We start from the raw sequence: 19,297 nt of genomic DNA on the forward strand, positions 1-19,297 counted from the left end.
CCGTCGCCCTCCTCCGGTGGGTTGCCGAAGTCCTGCCACGCGGCGAATGCCTGGTCGGAGGCGGTGTCGATGGCGACGTCGGCTACGGAGTCTCCGGCGTCCGAGGTGAAGGAGGCGGCGATCGGAACTTCTCGGGCGGCCCACTGATCTCAACTTCCCCGTCCGCCTGCGCCGTTGGGTGCATACCGCCAGAATCAGGGGCATGGTCATCCGCGAACTCAGCTATGTGCTCCGCCGTGATCCCAAGACCGGCGACGACGGGCTCACCCCGGTGTCCACGGCGCCCGACGGCATGCCGGACCACTTGCTGGAACGGGTCGTCATCGCCACGCACGATGCGGGACCTCTCGCGCGCCCGGCCCTCAGCTACACCCGCCTGCCCCACCGCGACGGCGGCGGGCTGCTGTGCAGCTCCCGGCCGGACGGGAAGGAGGCTGGGCTGCGTATCGACGTGCTGCACTACGCGGCGGGTGACGATGTCGCCGCCTTGCCGCAGCGACCCGTCGACGCCTGGCGGCCGGCGCTTCCGTACGAGCAGGGCGGCGTACCGTTCGCGGACGCCGGCGATCCCTGGCACGAGCCGTTGCTGGTGGAGCACGCACGCGAACATGCCCCGCGTGTGGCCCCCTTCCTCGCCGACGTACGCAGGCTCTTCGCCGACCCCGCTGGGCGGCAGATCGTCGTGGCCGAGGCCGGGCAGGAGACCGTGGCCCGCTGGATCGCCCTGGCGTGCGCCTCGTTGCCCGAGGCGCACGCGCGGTCGTTGACCTTCACGACCGCCACCGCCGACCCGGGCCGTGCCCCGCAGCAGATTGTCGGGATCGGCCCGGACACGGACCCGGAGGTCTTCGACCGACGCGATGCCCTGACCGTCACTCACCACTACCGGGTCCACGACGGGTTGGGTGGTCCGGGAAGCCCGTCGCTGAGCGATGCCTGGGCCGAGCTGACCGCATGGCTCTGGCGCGCAGGAGCGCCCCCGCACCCGGGCGACGAACCCTTCGCCCTGCTTCCGCTCGCCCGCCAGGCCCTGGCCATCGGCTCCGGCTCCGGCTCCGGCTCCTGGGACGAACTCGCCGCCCTCCGTGGCGACGTACTGCCGGAGATCGCGGCCGCCGCCACGGAGGCAGCCGAGCGCGACCAACTGGACGCCGACGACGAGGAGTTCGTCTCCGAGCTCTGCCGGCGGATCGGCGGAGACCAGCCGGACGCGGTGCAGCGGCTCGCCCTCGCACTGGCCCGGCGGCGTCTGAAGGCGGCCGGCCCACAGGACACCGATGAGGTGCTGAAGTCCTGCCGCGATCTGCCGCTCGACGAGGCGGCCTGGCAGACGCTGCGCGGCGAGTACGGTCCGCCGCCCGAGGAGGAGCTGCGCAAGCTGCTGCCGTACTCCTTCGACACCTGGTACAAGCCGCTGCGCGGCCTGCTCGCCTCTGGTGCCGACGCGAGTGCGGTACCGGACGCGGCCGTGACGAAGCTCGCCGACGCCCTCAGCCACCCCGACAAGAAGCAGAGCTGCGCCGACGCCGTCGATCTGCTCATCTCGCTGCAGGACCGCGGGCTGGTCCGGCGCGTCCTGGAACGGCTGGTCCAGGACCCCAGCGAGCGTCGTATCCGCGGACTGCGCGAGCTGGCCCGCACCGTGCAGGGCGCCTGGCTGCGCAGCCACCTCGACGGGGCCCCGCTGACCGTACGCCTCGCCGTGGCGGCAACGGACCTGAGCCACCCTCCGTACGGCATGACGGGCGGCGAACTCTGGGTCGAGCTGGCCCGACAGCATCTGAACGGCAAGGTGCCGGACGGCGCCACCCTGCGGACCATGTGGGCCTTGGTCTGGCCGCCGAACGGCCAGCCGGCCCCCCGCGACCAGAGCAGGGTCACCGAGGTCTGCTCCCCCCGGCTGATCGTCGAGGCGGGGCTGGAAGTCCGCCTCACCCACTGGCTCAAGCATCCGGACCGGGTCACTCGCGAACTCATCGACTTCGCGCGCGAGACCACTGCTTCACGGAAGTTCAACTCACTGGAACGGGCCGTCGCCCGTCTCTTGGTCCTCGCCCACGACCTCGCGCAGGGGCGGGAACGCCTGGCCCGAGTCATGGAACAGCTGCCGGCCCTGGAGCAGGCCTCGAGGCCCCTGAACATCGTGCTGCGGGACGCGGTCGACCAAGGGATCGCCTACGGCATCGCCCGCGCCGACCCCCAGGAGGTGCACGAATCCAACGCGCTGGACTACGTGGCCAACGGCAGCCCGCAGCTGATCAGCCACTACAAGCGGGCCGTGACCGACGCCCACCGCCCGGGCGGAGCCCTGGACCCGGCTTCGCTGCGTGAACCGCGGCGCGTGGTCACCCTGTTCGTCGTCTGGAACGAGCGCAGGAAAGGGGCCCGGGGCGGCTGGCGCAACACCACCGACCAGCTGACCGACGACATCATCGGCTCCGCACTGACGCAGCTGGGCGAGCTCGGCGTCAACGAGGTGGTCAACCTGCTGTCCCAGCGCCCGGGCGGTCAGAAGTGGGTGCAGGCCTGGGCCGACTGGAGGCGTGACCTGAAGGGCCACGGGGGCGCGCGGGGGCACGGATGATCCCAGAAGGCGCTCCGCTTCGCGGGCGAAAGTTCCTCACACCTGATCTTCTGCCTACATCTCAACTACGCTTGCCCGCGAAGAGTTTGACGACAACTCCTGGGCGGACACGCGCCCGGTCTCGGGGGAGAGGACCAGCGTGAACGACACGTTCGACCTGCCCGGCGGCAGTATGGCCAGCCGTCCCGTCCATTTCATCTGGCTGCTGGACTGCTCCGGTTCGATGAGCATCAACGGAAAGATCGCCGAGCTGAACTTCGCCATCCGCGAGGCCATCCCGGAGATGCAGCAGGCCGCCCGCTCCAACCCCGGAGCCACCCTCCTGATCCGGGCCGTTTCCTTCGCCAGCGGCGCCAGTTGGCACATCAACGACCCGACCCCGGTCGACCAGTTCACCTGGGAGGACCTGCACACCTACGGCGGCACCGACATGGGCGCCGCGTTCCGGCTCGCGGCCGGCGCGCTGCAGACGCCGCCCATGCCGCAGCGCGCCCTGCCGCCGGTGCTGGCCCTCGTCTCCGACGGCCAGCCGACCGACGACTGGCGCTCCGGGCTGCGCGCCATCGACGACACGCCCTGGGGCAAGCGTGCGGTGCGGGTGGCCCTCGCCATCGGTGACGACGCCGACAAGAGCATGCTCAAGGAGTTCCTGGCCAACCCGGAGCTGGAACCGCTGCATGCCAAGAACCCGCGCCAGCTCGCCGCGGCGATCCGCTGGATGTCCACGGCGGTGAAGCAGGCCTCCACCCCCAGGGCCGACGGTGACGGGGCCGGTCCCATGCAGGCCCCGCCGCCCGTGGCGCTGGGCAAGGACGAGGACGAAGACCCCGTCTGGTGAACGGCGGTGTGACACCGCCCGGGCGCTGGGAACTGCTCGAGGGCGCAGTGAAGGGCGCCGGCAAGAAGTACAGCCAGGACCGCTGCGCCGCACTGCACATCGCCGGCGGAGAGGCCGTCGTCCTCGCCGTGGCCGACGGGCATGGTTCGGCGCCGCACTTCCGCAGTGACCTGGGTGCGCGCTGGGCGGTCGACGAATTCGTCGCGTGCGCACGGAAGTTCGCGACGACGGCGGTGGAGGTCGACGCCGAGGCCAGGAAGAACGGTGACGAGGGCCACTGGTATGCCGGGTTGGCCGAACTGCACGCCCAGGCGCGGCGGTTGCCCGAGCATGTGGCCCACCGGTGGTACGGGCGGGCGACGCTGCACGACTGCAACTCCCCCGCCCACGGCGGCCTGCCCGTCACTCCCTCCGCGCAGAACCCGAAGGGCTCCGACTCCGGGCTGCACCCGAAGGGCCCGGAGGCCACGCAGCATCCGAAGGGCCCTGACCTCACCGCGTACGGCGCCACGCTCGTCGGCGCCGTCCTCACCCGACGGCTGCTGGTGTGCTGGCAGTTGGGCGACGGTGATGTCGTAGTCCTCGACGCGGTCGGCACCCCGTACACCCCCCTGTACACCGGTCCCGACCTCGGCGACGAGACGGACTCCCTGTGCGCCGCCGAGTCCTGGCACCGTGCGCGCTGCCACTGGCAGCCCCTCACCAACGAGAGTCCGTCGGGCCTCCTGCTCTCCACCGACGGACTGTCCAAGAGCTTCACCGACCACCAGGGCTTCCTCGACTTCGCTGCCGGAGTGCAGGGCCGCGCGACCGAACTGGGGATGCCCGCCGTACGGACCCGGCTGCCGGACTGGCTCGGACGGGCCGCCCAGTACTCCGGGGACGACACGACACTCGTGGGCGCGTTCGAGGCCACCGACGCTTTCGCGCCCCAGCAGAACGACGCGCCAGATGTGAGCCACGAGAGGAACCGCGCATGGTGAACGGCATGCTCGCCGCCGGGCAGACCCTGGTGACCGAGGAGGGAGAGAAGGTCAAGGTCGCCGAGATGTTCGGCTCCGGCGGCCAGGGCGAGGTCTACCGGGTGAAGACCCGCAAGGGCGACCGCGCCGTCAAGTGGTACTACCCCCAGCTCGCCGACGGCCGCCAGCGGCAGATCCTCGAAGGGCTCATCGGGCGCGGCTGGGGCGACGACCGCTTCCTGTGGCCGCAGACCATCGTCGTCGACGCCGACGGCAAGCGGCCCGGCTTCGGGTACCTCATGGACGTACGCCCCGCCCGCTTCCACGACCTGCCCGCGCTGTTCCGCCGCGACCCCGCGCTCGCCGCCACCACCACGCGCACCCTCGTCATGGCCGCCCTGCACACGGTCGAGGCGTACCGCGCCCTGCACGCCAAGGGCATCGCCTACCGCGACATCAACTGGGGCAACATCTTCTTCGACCCGCACACCGGTGACGTCCTCGTGTGCGACAACGACAACGCGGTCGTCGAGGGCGAGAGTACGGGCGTCGCGGGCACGATGGACTTCATGGCGCCGGAACTCGTGCGCGGCGACCAGGGCGCCCAGCCCGGCATCCAGAGCGACCTCCACTCCCTGGCCGTCCTGCTCTTCCTGCTGCTGATGAACCATCACCCGCTCGAGGGCGCACTGGCGTTGCAGATCCGCTGCCTGGACGAGGCGGCCCGGCGCAAGCTGTACGGGACCGATCCGGTCTTCATCTACGACCCGTCCGACGCACGCAACCGGCCGGTGCCCGAGGAGCAGCAGACCGTCGTCGCCACCTGGGGTGCCCTTCCGCCCGTACTGCGCGGACTGTTCGAGCAGACCTTCACCGACGGGCTGAAGAAGCCCTCGCTGCGGGTGCGCGAAGGGCAGTGGCGGGACGCCCTCAGCGAGGCCCTCGACACGATCTGCCTCTGTGCGGGCTGCGGCCGACAGAACCTGACCGAACCGGACGGGCCCGCGCCCGCCTGCTGGAGCTGCGGGCGCACCGTGAGTCTGCCTCCGCGTCTGCGTCTGACCACGGGCACGGCGACCTCGCGCAGCCGGCCCCGGTCGATCCGGCTCGGCGCTCAGGCTCGTATGTACGCGCACCATCTGGACGTCGACCCGGAACGGCACGACTTCACCGCCGTGGTCGCCGAGGTGACCGAACACCCCAAGCAGCGGGGGCGGTTCGGGATCACCAACCGCACCGGGCGCCGTTGGACGGCCCGACGGGCGGACGGGTCCGTCCATGACGTCGATCCGGGCAAGACGATCGGCTTGAGTACCGGGCTGCAGTTGGAGTTCGGTGGCGGGGCGGAAGCGGTGGTTCAGGACTGAGGGGGCCTGGCACTGTGTGCGTGCGGTCGGGCGGGTGGTCTGGTGCCGGGCATCGCGAGGCGCCGGAAGGGTCCTCGTAGCGGAGCTACTGGGCCCTTCGGCGACGCGGCGAGGTGCGGTGCTAGGCCGCGCTGCGAGATGCGGTGCCGGGGGCGCGCGGTGAGGTGCGCTGCCAGGCCGCGTGACCCGGGCAGGCATAGTGCAAGGGCCCGTGGTCCCGCGGGCTGCAGGGCCCCTGAGGTCCCGCGGGCCGCTCAGGCCTCTCACCTGCGCAACGGCCACCAGCGGCGCCAACGTGTCCGCCAGCCATGCGGCGAGGGAGATCGGGCCGGCCAGGCCGGAAGGAACAGACGCGGCGGCGCCGGGACCTCGGGAAGGTCCACGACCGCCGCGTCCGCCGGAACGGCGAGCGCGTCGGGGCGCGGGAGGGCCGCGACCGTGACCCGGTACGCGTCCCGTGTGACCCCGAACGACACCTGCTGGTCGGCGAGATAGCGGCTGCGGGCCACCCGGCGCTCCTCGCGACGCCCGCCACCCTCCCACGTGACGACCACCAGCACGGCGGGCTCCGGCCATTCGAACCGCACGGTGGCGCGATCAGGCGTGACGCGATGAACCGTCAAGTCCCTGACCTGTCCCGGGTGTTCAACCACCACGTCCGGTCCGGTCACCTTGCGCTCCCCCAGCATGCTCACCGACGTCATCCGCAGCCGCGCCCGCTCGGGCACGGCGACCTCGACGGACGGCTCAGCGCCCGCGGGCGCCTCCGGAACGGTGAGCCCCGCCCGCGCCGACACATCCGTACCCGGCCCCACGGGAACGCTCCGCCAGGGCAGCACCGTACTCAGCCCCCGCTCGGGCGGCCGCCAGGTCAACGCCACCCGCCCTCCGTCTCCGACAAACCGCGCCGCCAGATCCTCCACCTGCCCCGGCCACTCCTCCGCCCGAGCCCCCACCCGCACACCGGGAGACCACACCGTCTGCCCACCGGGCCCCGGATAACCACAGCGAACCTCGTACGTGTACTCCCCCGGATCAAGCGGCACATCCAACACCCCGTCCCGCCCACACGCCACAGACACGGCAGGTCCGCCGACGGCACGCCGCTGCACCGACAATTCGCTACAGCTCGCATCCGGCCGCCCCCACCGCAGCCGCACCCCCTCCGGCACCAGCGTGACGGCCACCCCGCCCACATCGGGCGCGATGACAATGGGCGCCCCCACCAACGGCACACCGGCAATCACCCCTCGCCGCACGGGGACGACGGCATACCGCAGGGGCCGCCCCACGGGTGCATCGACGTCCGTACGACTCAGAACCCGGCCCTCCGCGCCGACACCACCTGCGCTGTCCGTATCAGTGCCGACAAGGCCATCCGCGCGCTCCGGCGTGACCGCACCCGCCGTGCCGGCCGCGTCCATCACAACCGCCGCACGTACTCCGCCGGTTGGCCCCGCCGCATCCTCCGGCCCCGCACCACCCTCCGTCCCGGCTGCGTCCATCCCATCCGATCCACCAGCCGCGTTCAGCGCACCCGCCGTGCCGGCCGCGTCCATCACAACCGCCGTACATTCTCCGCCGGTTGGCCCCGCCGCATCTTCCGGCTCCACCCCGCCGGGATGGGCCGCACCCGCGCCCACATGGCCATCCACGCGCTCCGGCGTGACCGCACCCGCCGTGCCGGTGGCGTCCGCCGCAGCCGCCGCGCGCTCTCCGCCGGTTGGCCCCGCCGCATCTTCCGGCTCTGCGCCACCGGGATGGGCCGCACCCGCCGTGCCGGGTGCCACGCCCGGCGCATCCGATGAGCCAGGCGCGTTCAGCGCGCCCGCCGGGACGGCCGCATCCACCGCAACCGCCGCACGTTCTCCGCCGGTTGGCCCCGCCGCATCTTCCGGCTCTGCGCCACCGGGATGGGCCGCACCCGCCGTGCCGGGTGCCACGCCCGGCGCATCCGATGAGCCAGGCGCGTTCAGCGCGCCCGCCGGGACGGCCGCATCCACCGCAACCGCCGCACGTTCTCCGCCGGTTGGCCCCGCCGCATCTTCCGGCTCTGCGCCACCGGGATGGGCCGCACCCGCCGTGCCGGGTGCCACGCCCGGAGCATCCGATGAGCCAGGCGCGTTCAGCGCGCCCGCCGGGACGGCCGCATCCACCGCAACCGCCGCGCGCTCTCCGCCAGGCGCCCCCACCGCATCTTCCGGCCCCGCACCGCCAGGCCGGGCCGCGTCCGCCGACGCGGTCGCCCCGCCCGCCTGCCCCGACCCCGTCGAACCGTTCGCGCTCAACTCCGTCGCATCACCCGGTGCCCCATCCGGAAAGCGCAACACCCGGTATGTCACCCCACCCGCCCGCGACCGGGCCGCTGGCCAAGTCAGAGTCACCGTCCGGGCGTCGAGCGTCACTTCCAGGTGGGCGCTCGTGGCCGTCGGGCCCGCGGCCGCTGCGGCGGACAGGAGTTCCGCCTCGATGGCCGGGTCGTCGGCGGCGCGGCGGGCGGCGCGGAGCCAGGCGGGGGCTGCGGCTCGGGCGGAGCCGGTCGCCGACAGGCGGGTTGCCTCGGCCGTTAGGTGGGCCACCTCGGTGGCGCGGGCGTGCAGGGACTGCAGGAGTTGGGTGAGGGCGGGGTCTCGGCCGGTGTCGTGCACCTGCGTGACCAGCCGCTCGGTTTCGCGTAGGCGGCCGCCCGGCCAGATGTCGCCCAGCCGCTCGGCGGCCGCACGGGCGGTTCCGGCGGCGGGGAAAGCGGCGGCGACGGCCGACGCGAGGGGTCGCGCCTCGTCGCGGTGGACGCCGAGTGCGACGGCCGCCTCCTCGGTGGGCCCGTCGGCGCCGTCCCGCAGCAGACAGCCCAGTTGCCACAGCAGCAGCCGGCGCAGCCCCATCGGCTCGTGCCGGACGTACGCCACCAGCGTGTCCACGATGCCCGCCGCCCCGGCGGCCCGCGTATCGCCGGAGGCCAGCCAGTCGGTACGTACCTTCTGGACGTAGTCCAAGTCCACCCGCTGCCACAGATTGCCCCGGCCGGTGAACCACAAGCCGTCCAGGACGCGGAAGCCGCGGTCCGTCTCGGCCTGCGGCAGCGAGCCGAACGACGCGTGCCGGGCCGCCGTCGGCGGCCGCAGCACGTCCGCCACATGCAGGAAGCCCAACGCGTCGAGGCCCTCGCGCAGCCGGCCGTAGCCGCGCATCGCGGGCAGGCACGGCAGATCCGGCAGAGGCGGACGTGGCGCCCCGTCGTCCGATGACACCCGCTCGCCGGGACGCCACTGCCGCTGTGCCACTCCGTACGGTCCTTTCCCTCGTCGTGCTCCGGCCGCCGCGGGACCGGAGGTCACTCGCCCGGCCGGGTGAAGAAGTACACGCGAACCACCGCGCTCTGCGGTGCCTCACTCAGATCGTGGAAGTCGTCCGTCGCCGTCCGGCCGCCGAACATCTCCGGCCGGGCCTTGGCGAGCAGCCCGTTCACCCGGTGCGCGTACGCCGTACCACCCTGGCTGCCGCCGAACGTCAGCACCATGGCCGCGGTACGCCCGCGCCATTTCTCCGTGCCCGACCGGATCTGCCGCAGCAGCGCGTCGGTGTCATCGCCCTTCACCCGGAACTGCTCCGGTTCCCGCGACACCCCCTGCGGCCCAGTCGGCGAGGGGCTCGGGGACGGACTGGGGGAGCCGGAAGGGCTGCGGGTGGGTTTGGGCTTGTCGTTGGCCTTCGGGTCCGGTCGGTCGGCCATCGACACCAGCGCCAGTACGAGCAGCAGGTCGGCGAAGAGCCACCCCGCCAGCACGACGACGCTGAGCCCGCGCGTACGACGCCGGGGGCGAGCGCTCACGTCTCACCGCCGTCCGCACCGTTCGAGGGCGCCGGTACGCGAGCGCCGTTGACCTGCCCCGGCGGGAGCTGTCCGCCGGACAGGACACGGATGCCGTGGTCGAGTCGCGCCGCGGCGTCCTGCCAGTGGGCGGCCGCCGCGTCCCAGCGTTCGGTCGCCTCGCGCATGCCGTCGACGGCGTCGTTGGTGCGGCCCGCGCCCGCCGCGACGGCCTGCGCGGCCCGCTCGGCGGACTGCGCCACCGCGTCGGACTTCGCCGCGAGCGCCTGCTGGGCGGTGATCAGCGAGGTGACCGCCGTCTGCATGGCGTCCCCGGCGGCCTGCACCCGGTCCGCGACCGTACGCGCCGCGTCCTTGCTGTCCTGCCGCACCTGGTCCGAGGCGGACATGCTCGCCTTGACCGCCGCCTCCACCCGGTCGGCCGCCTTGGCGATGCCGGGTACCTCGGACGACAGCGCTCCGGCCGCCTTCTGCAGAGCGTCGGTGGCGTCGCCGACCGCCGTGGCGCTGGCCACCAGCTTCTGATGGCTGCCGTCCGCCTGCTTGAGCAGGTTCTGCAACTGCCGTGCCGTACGGGTGAGTTCCTTCGTGAACTGATCCGGAGACGCGGCCCGATGCGGCGTCAGGCACATCTGCACCCGGGTCAGCAGGGCGGCAAGCGCCCCCAGGAGCCGCTCGTCCCCGGCCTCCCGGTCCTGCTCCTTCCGCTCCGTCTGTGCCCTGACATAGGCGTGCGCCACCGACAGCAGGACCAGCCCTGTGATCAGTACGACGGCCATGAGCGCCACGTTCTCGAAGCGGCCCATCGCCGACAGATGCCCGCCGAAGCCGGTCTGCCACAGCTGGAGAAAGGGACGGGTCGCCTGATCGCGGTCCTCCGCGGCCAACTCCCCGTAGGCACGCACCGCTTCCCGCAGCCCGAACCAGGTGACCAGCAACGGGATGAACACCAGCACGCCGAGCGCGGCCTCCAGCAGGCCATGCCCCGGTATCCAACGCCGCCAAGGCTGGGCGGGGGCCGCGGGCGGCGGGGCCGTAACGCTTTCGGGGCGTACGTAGGAATGGACGAGGTCGATCTCGGCCCATCGGTCGAGCCGGTTGCCGTGGGTCAAGTCATCGGCGAGAGCGGCCAGTTCGGCCTTGCGTACGGCAAGCTGGGAGGAGTGCTCGTTGAGGAGCTCCTCCAACTCCTTGCCCAGGACCTTGCGGTCCAGGAACGACGATCCGGGGGACGGGGATGCGGTGGGCAAGCGCGATTCTCCTGACTCAGCACCGGTCGGCCCGGTGCTCCTGCGATCTGCCGGTCACTCCTCAGCGGGGGACGCCACCGCTGACCCGCCGGTTCCTGCCATGGCGGGCCATTTGCTCCAACACGTCCTGGACGGCGGTGTGTTCGGGATCACAGGATATGCGGGATCACAGGATATGCGCCGACGCGGCACCGTGACGGCTTGATCGCGCAGCTGGTCCGGCAGCCTCTGGTCCGTAAGCCGGGGTCAGGGTCCGGGGACGGATGGTTCAGGTCCAGGACGGATGGTTCAGGTCCAGGACGAATGGTTCAGGTCCAGGACGGATCGGCCGCATGGGCGTCGGCCGATCCGTCCCGGGGCTCCGGTACCGCCGATGACATGGCCGCCTCAGCCGCGCACGTCGCCTCCGTCATGTCCGCGGCGTCCGCCGCCTCCGTCGCGTCCGTCGGAAGCTCGGCCCATACGATCCTGCCGGCCCCCTGCGGCGCGTCCCGTACCCCCCAGTCGCTGCTCAGCATGCCCACGAGCAGAAGCCCGCGACCACCTTGATCGTCGGGCTTCGGCTGTCTGCGGGCGGGGAGCGTTCGGCTGCGATTCTGGTCCTCGACCTCGAGATGGAGCAGGTCGGCGGCGGTGCGGAGTCTGCACACGATCAGGTCGCTCTCCGTGTGCGTGAGCGCGTTGGTGACGAGCTCGGAGGTCACCAGTTCGGCGTTGTCGCAGGTCTCGCGGCTGATGCCCCATTCGCTCAGCAGCTCCCGCACGCTTCTGCGGGCCGCGGCCACCGAAACGGGGACGGCAGGCAGGCCGAACACGCCTGCTTTGTGGAGGAGTTCGTCACCGGAAAGTCGGCCCAAGGACTGAGGGAAGGAGGGCGAGACCATCGCCGTACGCCTTTCGTCTGCAGAGCACAACACTCCGAGTCGCGGCCTTGATCCCCCAACTGGGCCGCATAGCCCCTTCGTTCACCGTCCGGGCCGTACCACCACTCTGACACCTGCCGACTACGTCTCGCAACCAGCAAGTTGAAAATTGCATTTTGTAGGGCACAGACCGCCCCGGTCGCCGATGATCGTGACAGACTGCGATGCATTGGCCCGGACTGCGGGTGAGGAGGTAGGGCGTGACCTCGGAAACCGACTGGGGCGGCGCGCCTTCCGTCCTGCGCATGATCCTGGGCAAGCAGCTCGAGGAACTGCGCAACCGGGCCGGTCTTACGTACGAGCAGGCGGCCATGGCGATCGGGGTGAGCCACTCCACCATCCGCCGGATGGAGTCCGCCAAGGTGGCGCGGCTCAGGCTCGCGGACGCCGAGAAGCTGCTCCAGATCTACGGCGTCAAGGACCAGCAGGAGATCGACACCTTCCTGAAGTCGGTCCGCGAGGCCAACAAGCGCGGCTGGTGGCATACCTACCGTGACGTACTGCCCGACTGGTTCGCCGCGTATCTGAGCCTGGAACAGGCGGCGTTGCAGATCCGGGCGTACGAGGCGCAGTTCGTGCACGGACTACTGCAGACCGAGGCGTACGCGCGTGCCCTGCTCGGCGCGGGCAATCCGCACGCTTCGGAGGAGGCTACCGAGCGCCGGGTGGCACTCCGTATGCAGCGCCAGGAACTGCTGTCCCGTCCGAACCCTCCCCGCGTGTGGATCGTGATGGACGAGACGGTGCTGAGGTGGCCGGTCGGCGGACCCGAGGTGATGCGCGCCCAGGTCGACCACCTGATCACGCTGAATGCGCTGCCCCATGTGACCGTACAGATCATGCCGTTCAGCAGCGGCCCGCATCCGGCGATGCGGGCCGGCGCCTTCCATCTCTTCCGGTTCAGGGCCAGGGAGTTGCCCGACATCGTGTATCTCAGCGGCCTGGTGGGCGCTGTGTATCTCGACAAGGCCGACGACGTCCTGGTCTATCGCGAGGCCCTGGACCGGCTGGGCGCCCAGTCGACGCCCGCCAGCAGGACCGAGGCTCTCCTCGGTGCGATACGCAAGGAGCTCTGACGTGCACCACCACCACATACGCAACGGCATGCCGGCCCGTGATCTCGGCGCGCAGGACTGGCACAAGCCGTGGAGCGACGACGCGGGCGGCGCCTGCGTCGAGGTGAAGAAGCTGGGCGACGGGAGGGTGGCAGTACGTCAGTCCACCGACCCGGCCGGTCCGGCGCTGGTCTTCACCGATCGCGAGATCACCAGCTTCCTGACGGGCGTGAAGGCGGGCGACGCGGACTTTCTGCTCTGATCAACCGCTGCCTGCTCTGATCGACCACTGTCTGATCTCATCGACCGCTGTCTGGTCTGATCGACCCGCTGTCTGAAACACCCTTGTTGACCGAACTACCCTTGTTCTCCGACGACTTGATGGGAGGGCCGCGTTGTCCGACAACGGATGGCCTGCCGACCGAATCGACACCGAGAGCGCGCACTCCGCGCGCATCTACGACTACATCCTCGGCGGAAAGGACTACTACCCCGCCGACAAGGAAGCCGGCGACGCCATGTCGCATGAGTGGCCCGCCCTGCCGATCCATATGCGGGCCAACCGCGACTTCATGAACCGCGCGGTGCGCTGGCTGGCCGAGGAAGCGGGGATGCGCCAGTTCCTCGACATCGGCACGGGCATCCCCACCTCCCCGAACCTCCACGAGATCGCCCAGTCGGTGGCCCCCGAGTCCCGCGTCGTGTACGTGGACAACGACCCCATCGTCCTCACCCTCTCCCAGGGCCTGCTGGCCAGCGCGCCCGAGGGCAGGACGTCGTACATCGAGGCCGACTTCCAGCACCCGGAGGCCATCCTCGACTCCGCCGAGTTCCGCGACACCCTCGACCTGTCCAAGCCGGTAGCCCTGACGGTCATCGCGATCGTCCACTTCGTCCTGGACGAGGACGACGCGGTAGGCATCGTCCGCCGCCTCCTCGAACCGCTCCCCTCCGGCAGCTACCTCGCGATGTCCATCGGCACCGCGGAGTTCGCCCCCGAGGAAGTGGGCCGAGTCGCCCGCGAGTACGCGGCACGCAGCATGCCCATGCGCCTGCGTACGTTCCCGGAGGCCGAGGAGTTCTTCGAGGGCCTCGAACTCGTCGAGCCCGGGATCACGCAGGTCCACAAGTGGCGCCCGGACGGCACCGATTCGGATCCGATCCGGGATGAGGACATCGCCATGTACGGGGCGGTTGCCCGTAAGCCGTAGTGGGACGGTGTGTTCGCTTCGGCCCTTCCACCGGACAGTGGTCCGGTGGAAGGGCCGAGGTGTTGCTGTGGGGTCAGCGGCCCCCTCGCAGACGGCTCCCCACCTCGCCATCTCGCAGGATGCACACTCAGGATGCTCAGTCGAGACAGAACTCGTTGCCCTCGATGTCCTGCATCACGATGCACGACTCGTTGTCCTCATCGGCAAGCATCGTTCGCACGTGTACCGCACCGAGCGCGACCAGTCGGGCGCATTCGGCCTCCAGTGTGGCGAGGCGCTCTTCACCCACGAGCCCGGTACCGGCCCGCACGTCGAGATGCACCCGATTCTTGACGATCTTCCCTTCGGGAACGCGCTGGAACAGCAGGCGCGGACCCACACCCGAGGGATCACTGCACGCGAAATAGTTGACCTGATCCTCAGGCGGCAGCGAGCGATGGTAGTCCTCCCAAGTGGCAAAGCCCTCCGGGACCGGCGGTAGGACGTACCCCAACACCTCACACCAAAAGCTGGCGAGGCGCGCAGGTTCTGCGCAGTCGAAGGTGACTTGGAACTGCTTGATCGACGACATCGGCGCACCATAACAGGGCGACCGTGTCGCTCATTTCCCGGTGTTGATCAGCACATTGCCGCGATCACCGAACGCGGGACGTGCCCTCCCGGTGCGCCTCGGTGGGCGCGCAGCAGCTGGCTTCGCATTGCCCGGGACCATTAGCAACTAGGGTTGACTAAACGAGTTAGTCAACTATGGTTGCTTACATGGCGAGCAAAGATCCAGCGGAGTCACTGGCGGCCGTTGCCGCACTGCGCCGCCTGGCTGATCACATCGAGGACGCCGCCGTCGAGCAGGCGATGCGGGCGGGCTGGAGCTGGCCCCAGGTCGCCGAGGCGCTCGGCGTCACGCGTCAGGCGGTCCACAAGAAGCATGCCAAGCGGCTCATCGCCGCCGGAGTCACGTTGAGGAGGCGGGGATGACGACGTTCGACAAGTACCTCCAAGCAGTCCTGGACCGGGCCGAGCTCGAGGCCAGGGAGGACGGCTCGGCGACAGTCGAGGCGCAGCACGTCCTGCTGGCGGTAGCCGTCCAGGACGGCACCGACGCGCAGCGCGCCCTGGACTCGGCGGGGCTCGACCATGCGGCGCTGAAGGACGCGCTGTACCGGGAGTTCGAGCACAGCCTGAGCGCGGCCGGGGTGTCGCTGCGCGAGTTCGATCTGCCGCGGGCGACCCAGGACCCGGCGCGCCGCCCGCAGTTGGGCGCCTCGTTCAAGCTCGCCCTGGAGCGGATGGCGGCCGTGCACCGCAAGAAGGACCTGCGCTCGGGCCACCTGCTGCTCGGCATCCTCCAGGCCGAGGTCGGCACGGTCCCGCGCGCTCTGGCCATGGCGGGCGTGGACCGGACCGACCTGATCGAGCGCGTGCGGGGTGAGCTATGACGCCCGTCGCCCTCAGCGTCGACGGCCTGCGCATGCGCTACGGCACGACCGACGTCCTGCACGAGGTGACGTTCCAGGCGCGCCGCGGAGACGTACTGGCCCTGCTCGGACCGAACGGCGCGGGCAAGACGACCACGATCGAGATACTCGAAGGCTTCCGGATGCGATCGGCCGGCCGGGTCGAGGTGCTCGGCAACGATCCGGCGCACGGTGACGAACGGTGGCGGGCGCGAGTGGGAGTGGTGCTGCAGTCCTGGCGGGACCACGGCAAATGGAGGGTGCGCGAGCTGCTGGCCCATCTCGGCTCGTACTACGCCGACTACTCCACCGACCAGATCAGGCGGCCCTGGAACCCGGACGAGCTGATGGCGGCGGTCGGCCTGACCGAGCACGCCGGCAAGAAGATCAAGATGCTCTCCGGTGGACAGCGACGCCGACTGGACGTGGCGATCGGCATCGTGGGCCGCCCCGAACTGCTTTTCCTCGACGAGCCCACCGCCGGGCTCGATCCGCAGGCACGGCGCGAGTTCCACGATCTCGTCCTCCACCTCGCCGATGAGCACGGGACGACGATTCTGCTCACCACCCACGACCTGCATGAGGCGGAGAAGCTCGCCGACCGCATCCTGATCCTCGGCGGCGGCCGGATCGTCGCCGACGGCACGGCGGAGGAACTCGCGCAGCAGATCGCGGGCGAGGACGAGGTGCGCTGGACCTGCCGCGGACAGCAGTTCACGCGGCAGACCAGCGAATCCACGGCGTTCGTCTTCGACTTATTTCAGCGGTACGGCAAGGCCATCGCCGACCTCGAAGTCCGCCGGTCCTCGCTGGAGGACACCTATCTCTCCCTGGTGCACCAGGCCGAGTCCGGCCGGAACCGAGCAGCCGAGGCGGGCAGCCACAAAGACCTCCGGAAGGAGGCAGCCCGATGAGCCCTACCGCCACACCGCTACGAGCAGGCTTCAGCCGTGGCCTCATCGAACTGAGGCAGTCCTTCTCCGGCTCCGACCTGATCGGCCAACTGCTCTGGCCCGTGGCGACCCTGGTGGCCATCTTCTTCCTCCGGGACAACGGTTACGGAGCCAGCGGGTTCACGCTGGGCACCCTCGCCCTGCCGGGCGCCCTGGGGATGTTCATCGCGTTCGGCGCGCTCCTGGTGATCCAGTACCTCACCGCAGAGCGCGAAGACGGCACCCTGCTGCGTGCCAAGGCCACGCCGAACGGCATCAGCGGCTACTTCATCGGCAAGCTCGTCACGGCGTCGGGAAGCACCCTGGCGTACGTGACGATCCTTCTGATCCCCGGGCTGTTCATCGTCGACGGCCTGGAGGTCGGCAGTGTGGCGTCCTGGCTCACCCTGGCCTGGGTGCTACCCCTGGGCCTGGTGGCAACCCAGTCCATCGGCGCCATGCTCGGCGCGCTGATCGCCACACCCCGCGGCGCGGGCTACATGTCGATCCCCGTCATGGGCCTGGTCGCGATCTCCGGGATCTTCTACCCCATCACCGCCCTGCCGGAGTGGCTGCAGTGGATCGCCCAGGCGTTCCCGTTCTACTGGCTCAGCCTCGGCATGCGTTCAGCCCTGCTCCCCGACAGCGCGGCCGGCATCGAACTCGGCGAATCCTGGCGGCATCTGGAGACCGTCGGCGCCCTCGGGGCCTGGGCCGCGCTCGGCCTGATCGCGGCACCGATCGTGCTCCGCCGGATGGCCCGCCGAGAGTCCGGGTCCGCCGTCGCCGAGCGCCGCGAGAAAGCGCTGCAGCGGATCGGGTAAAGCGTTACGTGGCGCTGCCACTCCTGCTCGTGATCTTCGTTCAGGTGGTGCGGTCGTGTTCGAGGTGGAGGAGGACCAGGGCGGCGCGGGCGATCCCGGTGATGGCGGCGGGACCGAGGCTGAGGAGAGAAACCGCCGACCGCCGACCGGGTCTGATTCGCCCGGGCTGTCACTTCCTCACACGTGGTGCCGGAGTGCCGCCACCGGGAATTGATCCACCGATTGGAAGGTTTGGGACACAGGGCCACCGCCCGCTCGCCGCTCACCTGGAGCTCCTCCCCCGGGCGGGGCGTCTCCTCACTCCCACCCGGATTCGGCGGGTACGCGGCATCGCACCTGCTTCCCGATTGCCGAGCGCCGTACGTGCCATCCCGGTGCGAGGAGGTCGACCAACGCGAGTCCCCGCCCGGTCTCTGCCTCCGGGCTGTCGAGCGGCGTCGCCCGACGCCTCGGCAGGGCGCTGGGATCCGGGTCGTGGACGTTCACCGCGACGCCGTACGACGTCACGTACACCTCGACCACGAGCGGTACGTGATCGCCGTAGGCCCGTACCGAGTTGCCTACGAGTTCGGAGAGGACGAGCTGAGCGGAGTCTACGGTGTCGACCTTCACGCCCTGTGCCAGCAGTTCTGTACTAGTCAATTGCCGTACCTCGCAAAGGTTTTGAGGCGAGGCGCAGATGTGTGCGGCGAAGCCGTGGGGGCGGGAGCGAACGTAGAAGCCGGGGATGGTTCGTACATGGGGTGTGGCGGCTGTGGCGGCGTCGAGGAGGGTGGCGAGGGATGGAGTGGGTTGCATGGCGTGGGCCTCCTGGGCGGGCGGTTGGAACTGCCCCAGCTTCGGCCACACACGAACTTTTCTCCCTGAGGTAGAAAAGTTCCGACCCGAATGAGTGATGTTCTCGCGACGGTGTGCGATCTCCTCGCGAGCGTTGTCAGACTCCGCACATGCCCAACTCACCACTCGTACCGACCGTTCGGCGCCGTCGACTGGGCGCGAGCCTGCGGCGCCTGCGTAATGAAACGGGGATGACGCTCGACGCCGCTGCCGGGGCCATGGGCTGGAGGGCACCGAAGCTCTCGAAGATCGAGGGTGCCACGCAGTCGATCAGGCCCGCGGATGTGGACTCCCTGCTGACGGTCTATGGCGTCGAGGACACCCGGGTGAGGGGCGCTCTGGGCGCCCTGGCGCGCGACGCCGGGAAGAAAGGCTGGTGGCAGACGTACAGCTCGATCGTCTCGCCCACCTACGCCGACTACATCTCCCTCGAAGCGGACGCCGAGATGATCTGCGCGTGGTCCCCGCTGGTCGTGCCCGGGCTGCTGCAGACAGCCGCCTACGCGCGCGAGACGATCGCCGGTGTGACGACGTCACGCACGCCGGAGGAAGTGACCGCTCTGGCGGAGGTACGGATGGCCCGGCAGTCCGTACTCTCCCGTCCAGGTACAGCTCCGGAATTGTGGGCCATCGTCCACGAGGCAGCGCTGCACCAGCGCTTCGCGGTGCGTCCCCCGACCATGCGGGAGCAACTCCGGCGGCTCCTCGACGTGTCGGACATGCCGAACGTCACCGTTCAGTTGATGCCGCTGGACTCCACCGCGCATCCTGGCGTGGTGGGCGGCTTCACCCTGACCGGATTTCCCCAACCCATGCCATCTGTAGTGCTCTTGGAAAACCTCAGCGGCGCGACGTACGTTGAGGGCGACGACGCGACGCCCTTCGCAAAGGCCTTCGAACGCATCCGTGCGACGGCGCTTCCCGTGGAGGACTCACTCGCGAGGATCGCCGAGTTGGAAGAGGGCCACCGGAAGTGACCGACCCCAAGGCCGTGTTGTACGCATCCGACCTCGCCGGCGCGATATGGCGCAAGGCATCCGCCAGCGGCGCGGAGCACGACTGCGTCGAAGTCGCTGACAACATCCCCGCACTCGTCCCCGTCCGCGACAGCAAGCACCCCACCGGCCCAGTGATCACCTTCACCGCCCACGCCTGGCGCACCTTCATCGCACACCTGGACTGAAACCGACGATATTCGTTTCGTGCTGTGCGGGAAGCGTCTTACCGT

19 protein-coding genes are annotated in these 19,297 nt (G+C 70.4%); 13 read left to right on the forward strand and 6 right to left on the reverse strand.

Going from position 1 to position 19,297, the window contains the following annotated elements; genetic code table 11:
* Nucleotides 1-202 precede the first annotated feature (202 nt).
* From OHT21_RS10190 to OHT21_RS10205, 4 genes are all read left to right on the forward strand, one after another.
* Nucleotides 203-2,584 (forward strand): GTPase-associated protein 1-related protein, encoded by a 2,382-nt coding sequence (locus tag OHT21_RS10190; RefSeq protein ID WP_328767941.1) that lies wholly within the window; start codon nt 203-205, stop codon nt 2,582-2,584.
* A 172-nt stretch (nt 2,585-2,756) separates the two neighbouring features.
* On the forward strand, nt 2,757-3,422 hold the full coding sequence (locus OHT21_RS10195) for a vWA domain-containing protein (protein WP_328774030.1): 666 nt from the start codon (nt 2,757-2,759) through the stop codon (nt 3,420-3,422).
* The gene (locus OHT21_RS10200) at nt 3,419-4,405 is read left to right on the forward strand and encodes a protein phosphatase 2C domain-containing protein (protein WP_328767942.1); all 987 of its coding nucleotides are present in this window, start codon (nt 3,419-3,421) and stop codon (nt 4,403-4,405) included. The genes OHT21_RS10195 and OHT21_RS10200 overlap by 4 nt, the downstream gene beginning before the upstream one ends.
* Complete coding sequence (locus OHT21_RS10205; RefSeq protein ID WP_328767943.1) at nt 4,399-5,751, forward strand: serine/threonine-protein kinase; 1,353 nt, start codon at nt 4,399-4,401, stop codon at nt 5,749-5,751. Before OHT21_RS10200 ends, OHT21_RS10205 begins: the two co-directional genes overlap by 7 nt.
* A 263-nt stretch (nt 5,752-6,014) precedes the next feature.
* Here OHT21_RS10205 and OHT21_RS10210 read toward each other — a convergent pair whose 3' ends face one another.
* The 4 genes from OHT21_RS10210 to OHT21_RS10225 all read right to left on the reverse strand — a co-directional run bounded on the left by OHT21_RS10210 (nt 6,015) and on the right by OHT21_RS10225 (nt 11,690).
* On the reverse strand, nt 6,015-9,035 hold the full coding sequence (locus tag OHT21_RS10210; RefSeq protein WP_328767944.1) for a hypothetical protein: 3,021 nt from the start codon (nt 9,033-9,035) through the stop codon (nt 6,015-6,017).
* 50 nt (nt 9,036-9,085) lie between these two features.
* Nucleotides 9,086-9,583 (reverse strand): hypothetical protein, encoded by a 498-nt coding sequence (locus OHT21_RS10215; protein WP_328767945.1) that lies wholly within the window; start codon nt 9,581-9,583, stop codon nt 9,086-9,088.
* Complete coding sequence (locus OHT21_RS10220; RefSeq protein WP_328767946.1) at nt 9,580-10,833, reverse strand: hypothetical protein; 1,254 nt, start codon at nt 10,831-10,833, stop codon at nt 9,580-9,582. The genes OHT21_RS10215 and OHT21_RS10220 overlap by 4 nt, the downstream gene beginning before the upstream one ends.
* Before the next feature lie 308 nt (nt 10,834-11,141).
* Nucleotides 11,142-11,690 (reverse strand): ATP-binding protein, encoded by a 549-nt coding sequence (locus OHT21_RS10225; RefSeq protein ID WP_328767947.1) that lies wholly within the window; start codon nt 11,688-11,690, stop codon nt 11,142-11,144.
* A gap of 266 nt (nt 11,691-11,956) precedes the next feature.
* Here OHT21_RS10225 and OHT21_RS10230 point away from each other — a divergent pair, with 266 nt between their 5' ends.
* The 3 genes from OHT21_RS10230 (at nt 11,957) to OHT21_RS10240 (ending at nt 14,022) form a co-directional block, all read left to right on the forward strand.
* Complete coding sequence (locus tag OHT21_RS10230; protein WP_328767948.1) at nt 11,957-12,832, forward strand: helix-turn-helix domain-containing protein; 876 nt, start codon at nt 11,957-11,959, stop codon at nt 12,830-12,832.
* Between the two features lie 28 nt (nt 12,833-12,860).
* On the forward strand, nt 12,861-13,073 hold the full coding sequence (locus tag OHT21_RS10235) for a DUF397 domain-containing protein (RefSeq protein ID WP_328774031.1): 213 nt from the start codon (nt 12,861-12,863) through the stop codon (nt 13,071-13,073).
* 133 nt (nt 13,074-13,206) lie between these two features.
* Nucleotides 13,207-14,022, forward strand: coding sequence for an SAM-dependent methyltransferase (locus OHT21_RS10240; RefSeq protein WP_328767949.1), 816 nt, complete (start codon nt 13,207-13,209; stop codon nt 14,020-14,022).
* Nucleotides 14,023-14,158: 136 nt separating this feature from the next.
* On the opposite strand, the gene OHT21_RS10245 is transcribed toward OHT21_RS10240, so the two are convergent.
* Nucleotides 14,159-14,593, reverse strand: a complete 435-nt coding sequence (locus OHT21_RS10245; RefSeq protein ID WP_328767950.1) for a VOC family protein — start codon at nt 14,591-14,593, stop codon at nt 14,159-14,161.
* A 188-nt stretch (nt 14,594-14,781) separates the two neighbouring features.
* Between OHT21_RS10245 and OHT21_RS10250 the strand changes: the two genes are divergently transcribed.
* From OHT21_RS10250 to OHT21_RS10265, 4 genes are read left to right on the forward strand one after another with little or no spacing between them, the layout of a single operon-like run.
* Nucleotides 14,782-14,997, forward strand: a complete 216-nt coding sequence (locus tag OHT21_RS10250; protein WP_328767951.1) for a hypothetical protein — start codon at nt 14,782-14,784, stop codon at nt 14,995-14,997.
* Nucleotides 14,994-15,458, forward strand: coding sequence for a Clp protease N-terminal domain-containing protein (locus tag OHT21_RS10255; RefSeq protein WP_328767952.1), 465 nt, complete (start codon nt 14,994-14,996; stop codon nt 15,456-15,458). The genes OHT21_RS10250 and OHT21_RS10255 overlap by 4 nt, the downstream gene beginning before the upstream one ends.
* Complete coding sequence (locus OHT21_RS10260; RefSeq protein WP_328767953.1) at nt 15,455-16,390, forward strand: ABC transporter ATP-binding protein; 936 nt, start codon at nt 15,455-15,457, stop codon at nt 16,388-16,390. Before OHT21_RS10255 ends, OHT21_RS10260 begins: the two co-directional genes overlap by 4 nt.
* Nucleotides 16,387-17,232 (forward strand): ABC transporter permease, encoded by an 846-nt coding sequence (locus OHT21_RS10265; RefSeq protein WP_328767954.1) that lies wholly within the window; start codon nt 16,387-16,389, stop codon nt 17,230-17,232. Before OHT21_RS10260 ends, OHT21_RS10265 begins: the two co-directional genes overlap by 4 nt.
* Before the next feature lie 297 nt (nt 17,233-17,529).
* Here OHT21_RS10265 and OHT21_RS10270 read toward each other — a convergent pair whose 3' ends face one another.
* Nucleotides 17,530-18,030 (reverse strand): ATP-binding protein, encoded by a 501-nt coding sequence (locus OHT21_RS10270; protein ID WP_328767955.1) that lies wholly within the window; start codon nt 18,028-18,030, stop codon nt 17,530-17,532.
* Between the two features lie 149 nt (nt 18,031-18,179).
* On the opposite strand from OHT21_RS10270, the gene OHT21_RS10275 reads away from it, so the two are divergent.
* Both OHT21_RS10275 and OHT21_RS10280 read left to right on the forward strand, forming a co-directional pair.
* Nucleotides 18,180-19,046: a helix-turn-helix domain-containing protein gene (locus tag OHT21_RS10275; protein WP_328767956.1), complete on the forward strand. Its 867-nt coding sequence runs from the start codon at nt 18,180-18,182 to the stop codon at nt 19,044-19,046.
* A complete protein-coding gene (locus tag OHT21_RS10280) occupies nt 19,043-19,252 on the forward strand; it encodes a DUF397 domain-containing protein (RefSeq protein ID WP_328767957.1) in 210 nt (69 codons plus the stop codon). Before OHT21_RS10275 ends, OHT21_RS10280 begins: the two co-directional genes overlap by 4 nt.
* Nucleotides 19,253-19,297 lie beyond the last annotated feature (45 nt).

Origin of the sequence: Streptomyces sp. NBC_00286 (assembly GCF_036173125.1) — a bacterium.
In the GTDB taxonomy this organism is placed as follows: Bacteria; Actinomycetota; Actinomycetes; order Streptomycetales; family Streptomycetaceae; genus Streptomyces.

What these genes read in the sequence shown, in the direction of transcription:
- OHT21_RS10205 (WP_328767943.1), top strand. Translation starts at nt 4,399, where the DNA reads ATGGTGAACGGCATGCTCGCCGCCGGGCAGACCCTGGTGACCGAGGAG.
- OHT21_RS10235 (WP_328774031.1), top strand. Translation starts at nt 12,861, where the DNA reads ATGCCGGCCCGTGATCTCGGCGCGCAGGACTGGCACAAGCCGTGGAGC.
- OHT21_RS10275 (WP_328767956.1), top strand. Translation starts at nt 18,180, where the DNA reads ATGCCCAACTCACCACTCGTACCGACCGTTCGGCGCCGTCGACTGGGC.
- OHT21_RS10260 (WP_328767953.1), top strand. Translation starts at nt 15,455, where the DNA reads ATGACGCCCGTCGCCCTCAGCGTCGACGGCCTGCGCATGCGCTACGGC.
- OHT21_RS10245 (WP_328767950.1), bottom strand. Translation starts at nt 14,593, where the DNA reads ATGTCGTCGATCAAGCAGTTCCAAGTCACCTTCGACTGCGCAGAACCT.
- OHT21_RS10270 (WP_328767955.1), bottom strand. Translation starts at nt 18,030, where the DNA reads ATGCAACCCACTCCATCCCTCGCCACCCTCCTCGACGCCGCCACAGCC.
- OHT21_RS10255 (WP_328767952.1), top strand. Translation starts at nt 14,994, where the DNA reads ATGACGACGTTCGACAAGTACCTCCAAGCAGTCCTGGACCGGGCCGAG.
- OHT21_RS10195 (WP_328774030.1), top strand. Translation starts at nt 2,757, where the DNA reads ATGGCCAGCCGTCCCGTCCATTTCATCTGGCTGCTGGACTGCTCCGGT.
- OHT21_RS10250 (WP_328767951.1), top strand. Translation starts at nt 14,782, where the DNA reads ATGGCGAGCAAAGATCCAGCGGAGTCACTGGCGGCCGTTGCCGCACTG.
- OHT21_RS10190 (WP_328767941.1), top strand. Translation starts at nt 203, where the DNA reads ATGGTCATCCGCGAACTCAGCTATGTGCTCCGCCGTGATCCCAAGACC.
- OHT21_RS10265 (WP_328767954.1), top strand. Translation starts at nt 16,387, where the DNA reads ATGAGCCCTACCGCCACACCGCTACGAGCAGGCTTCAGCCGTGGCCTC.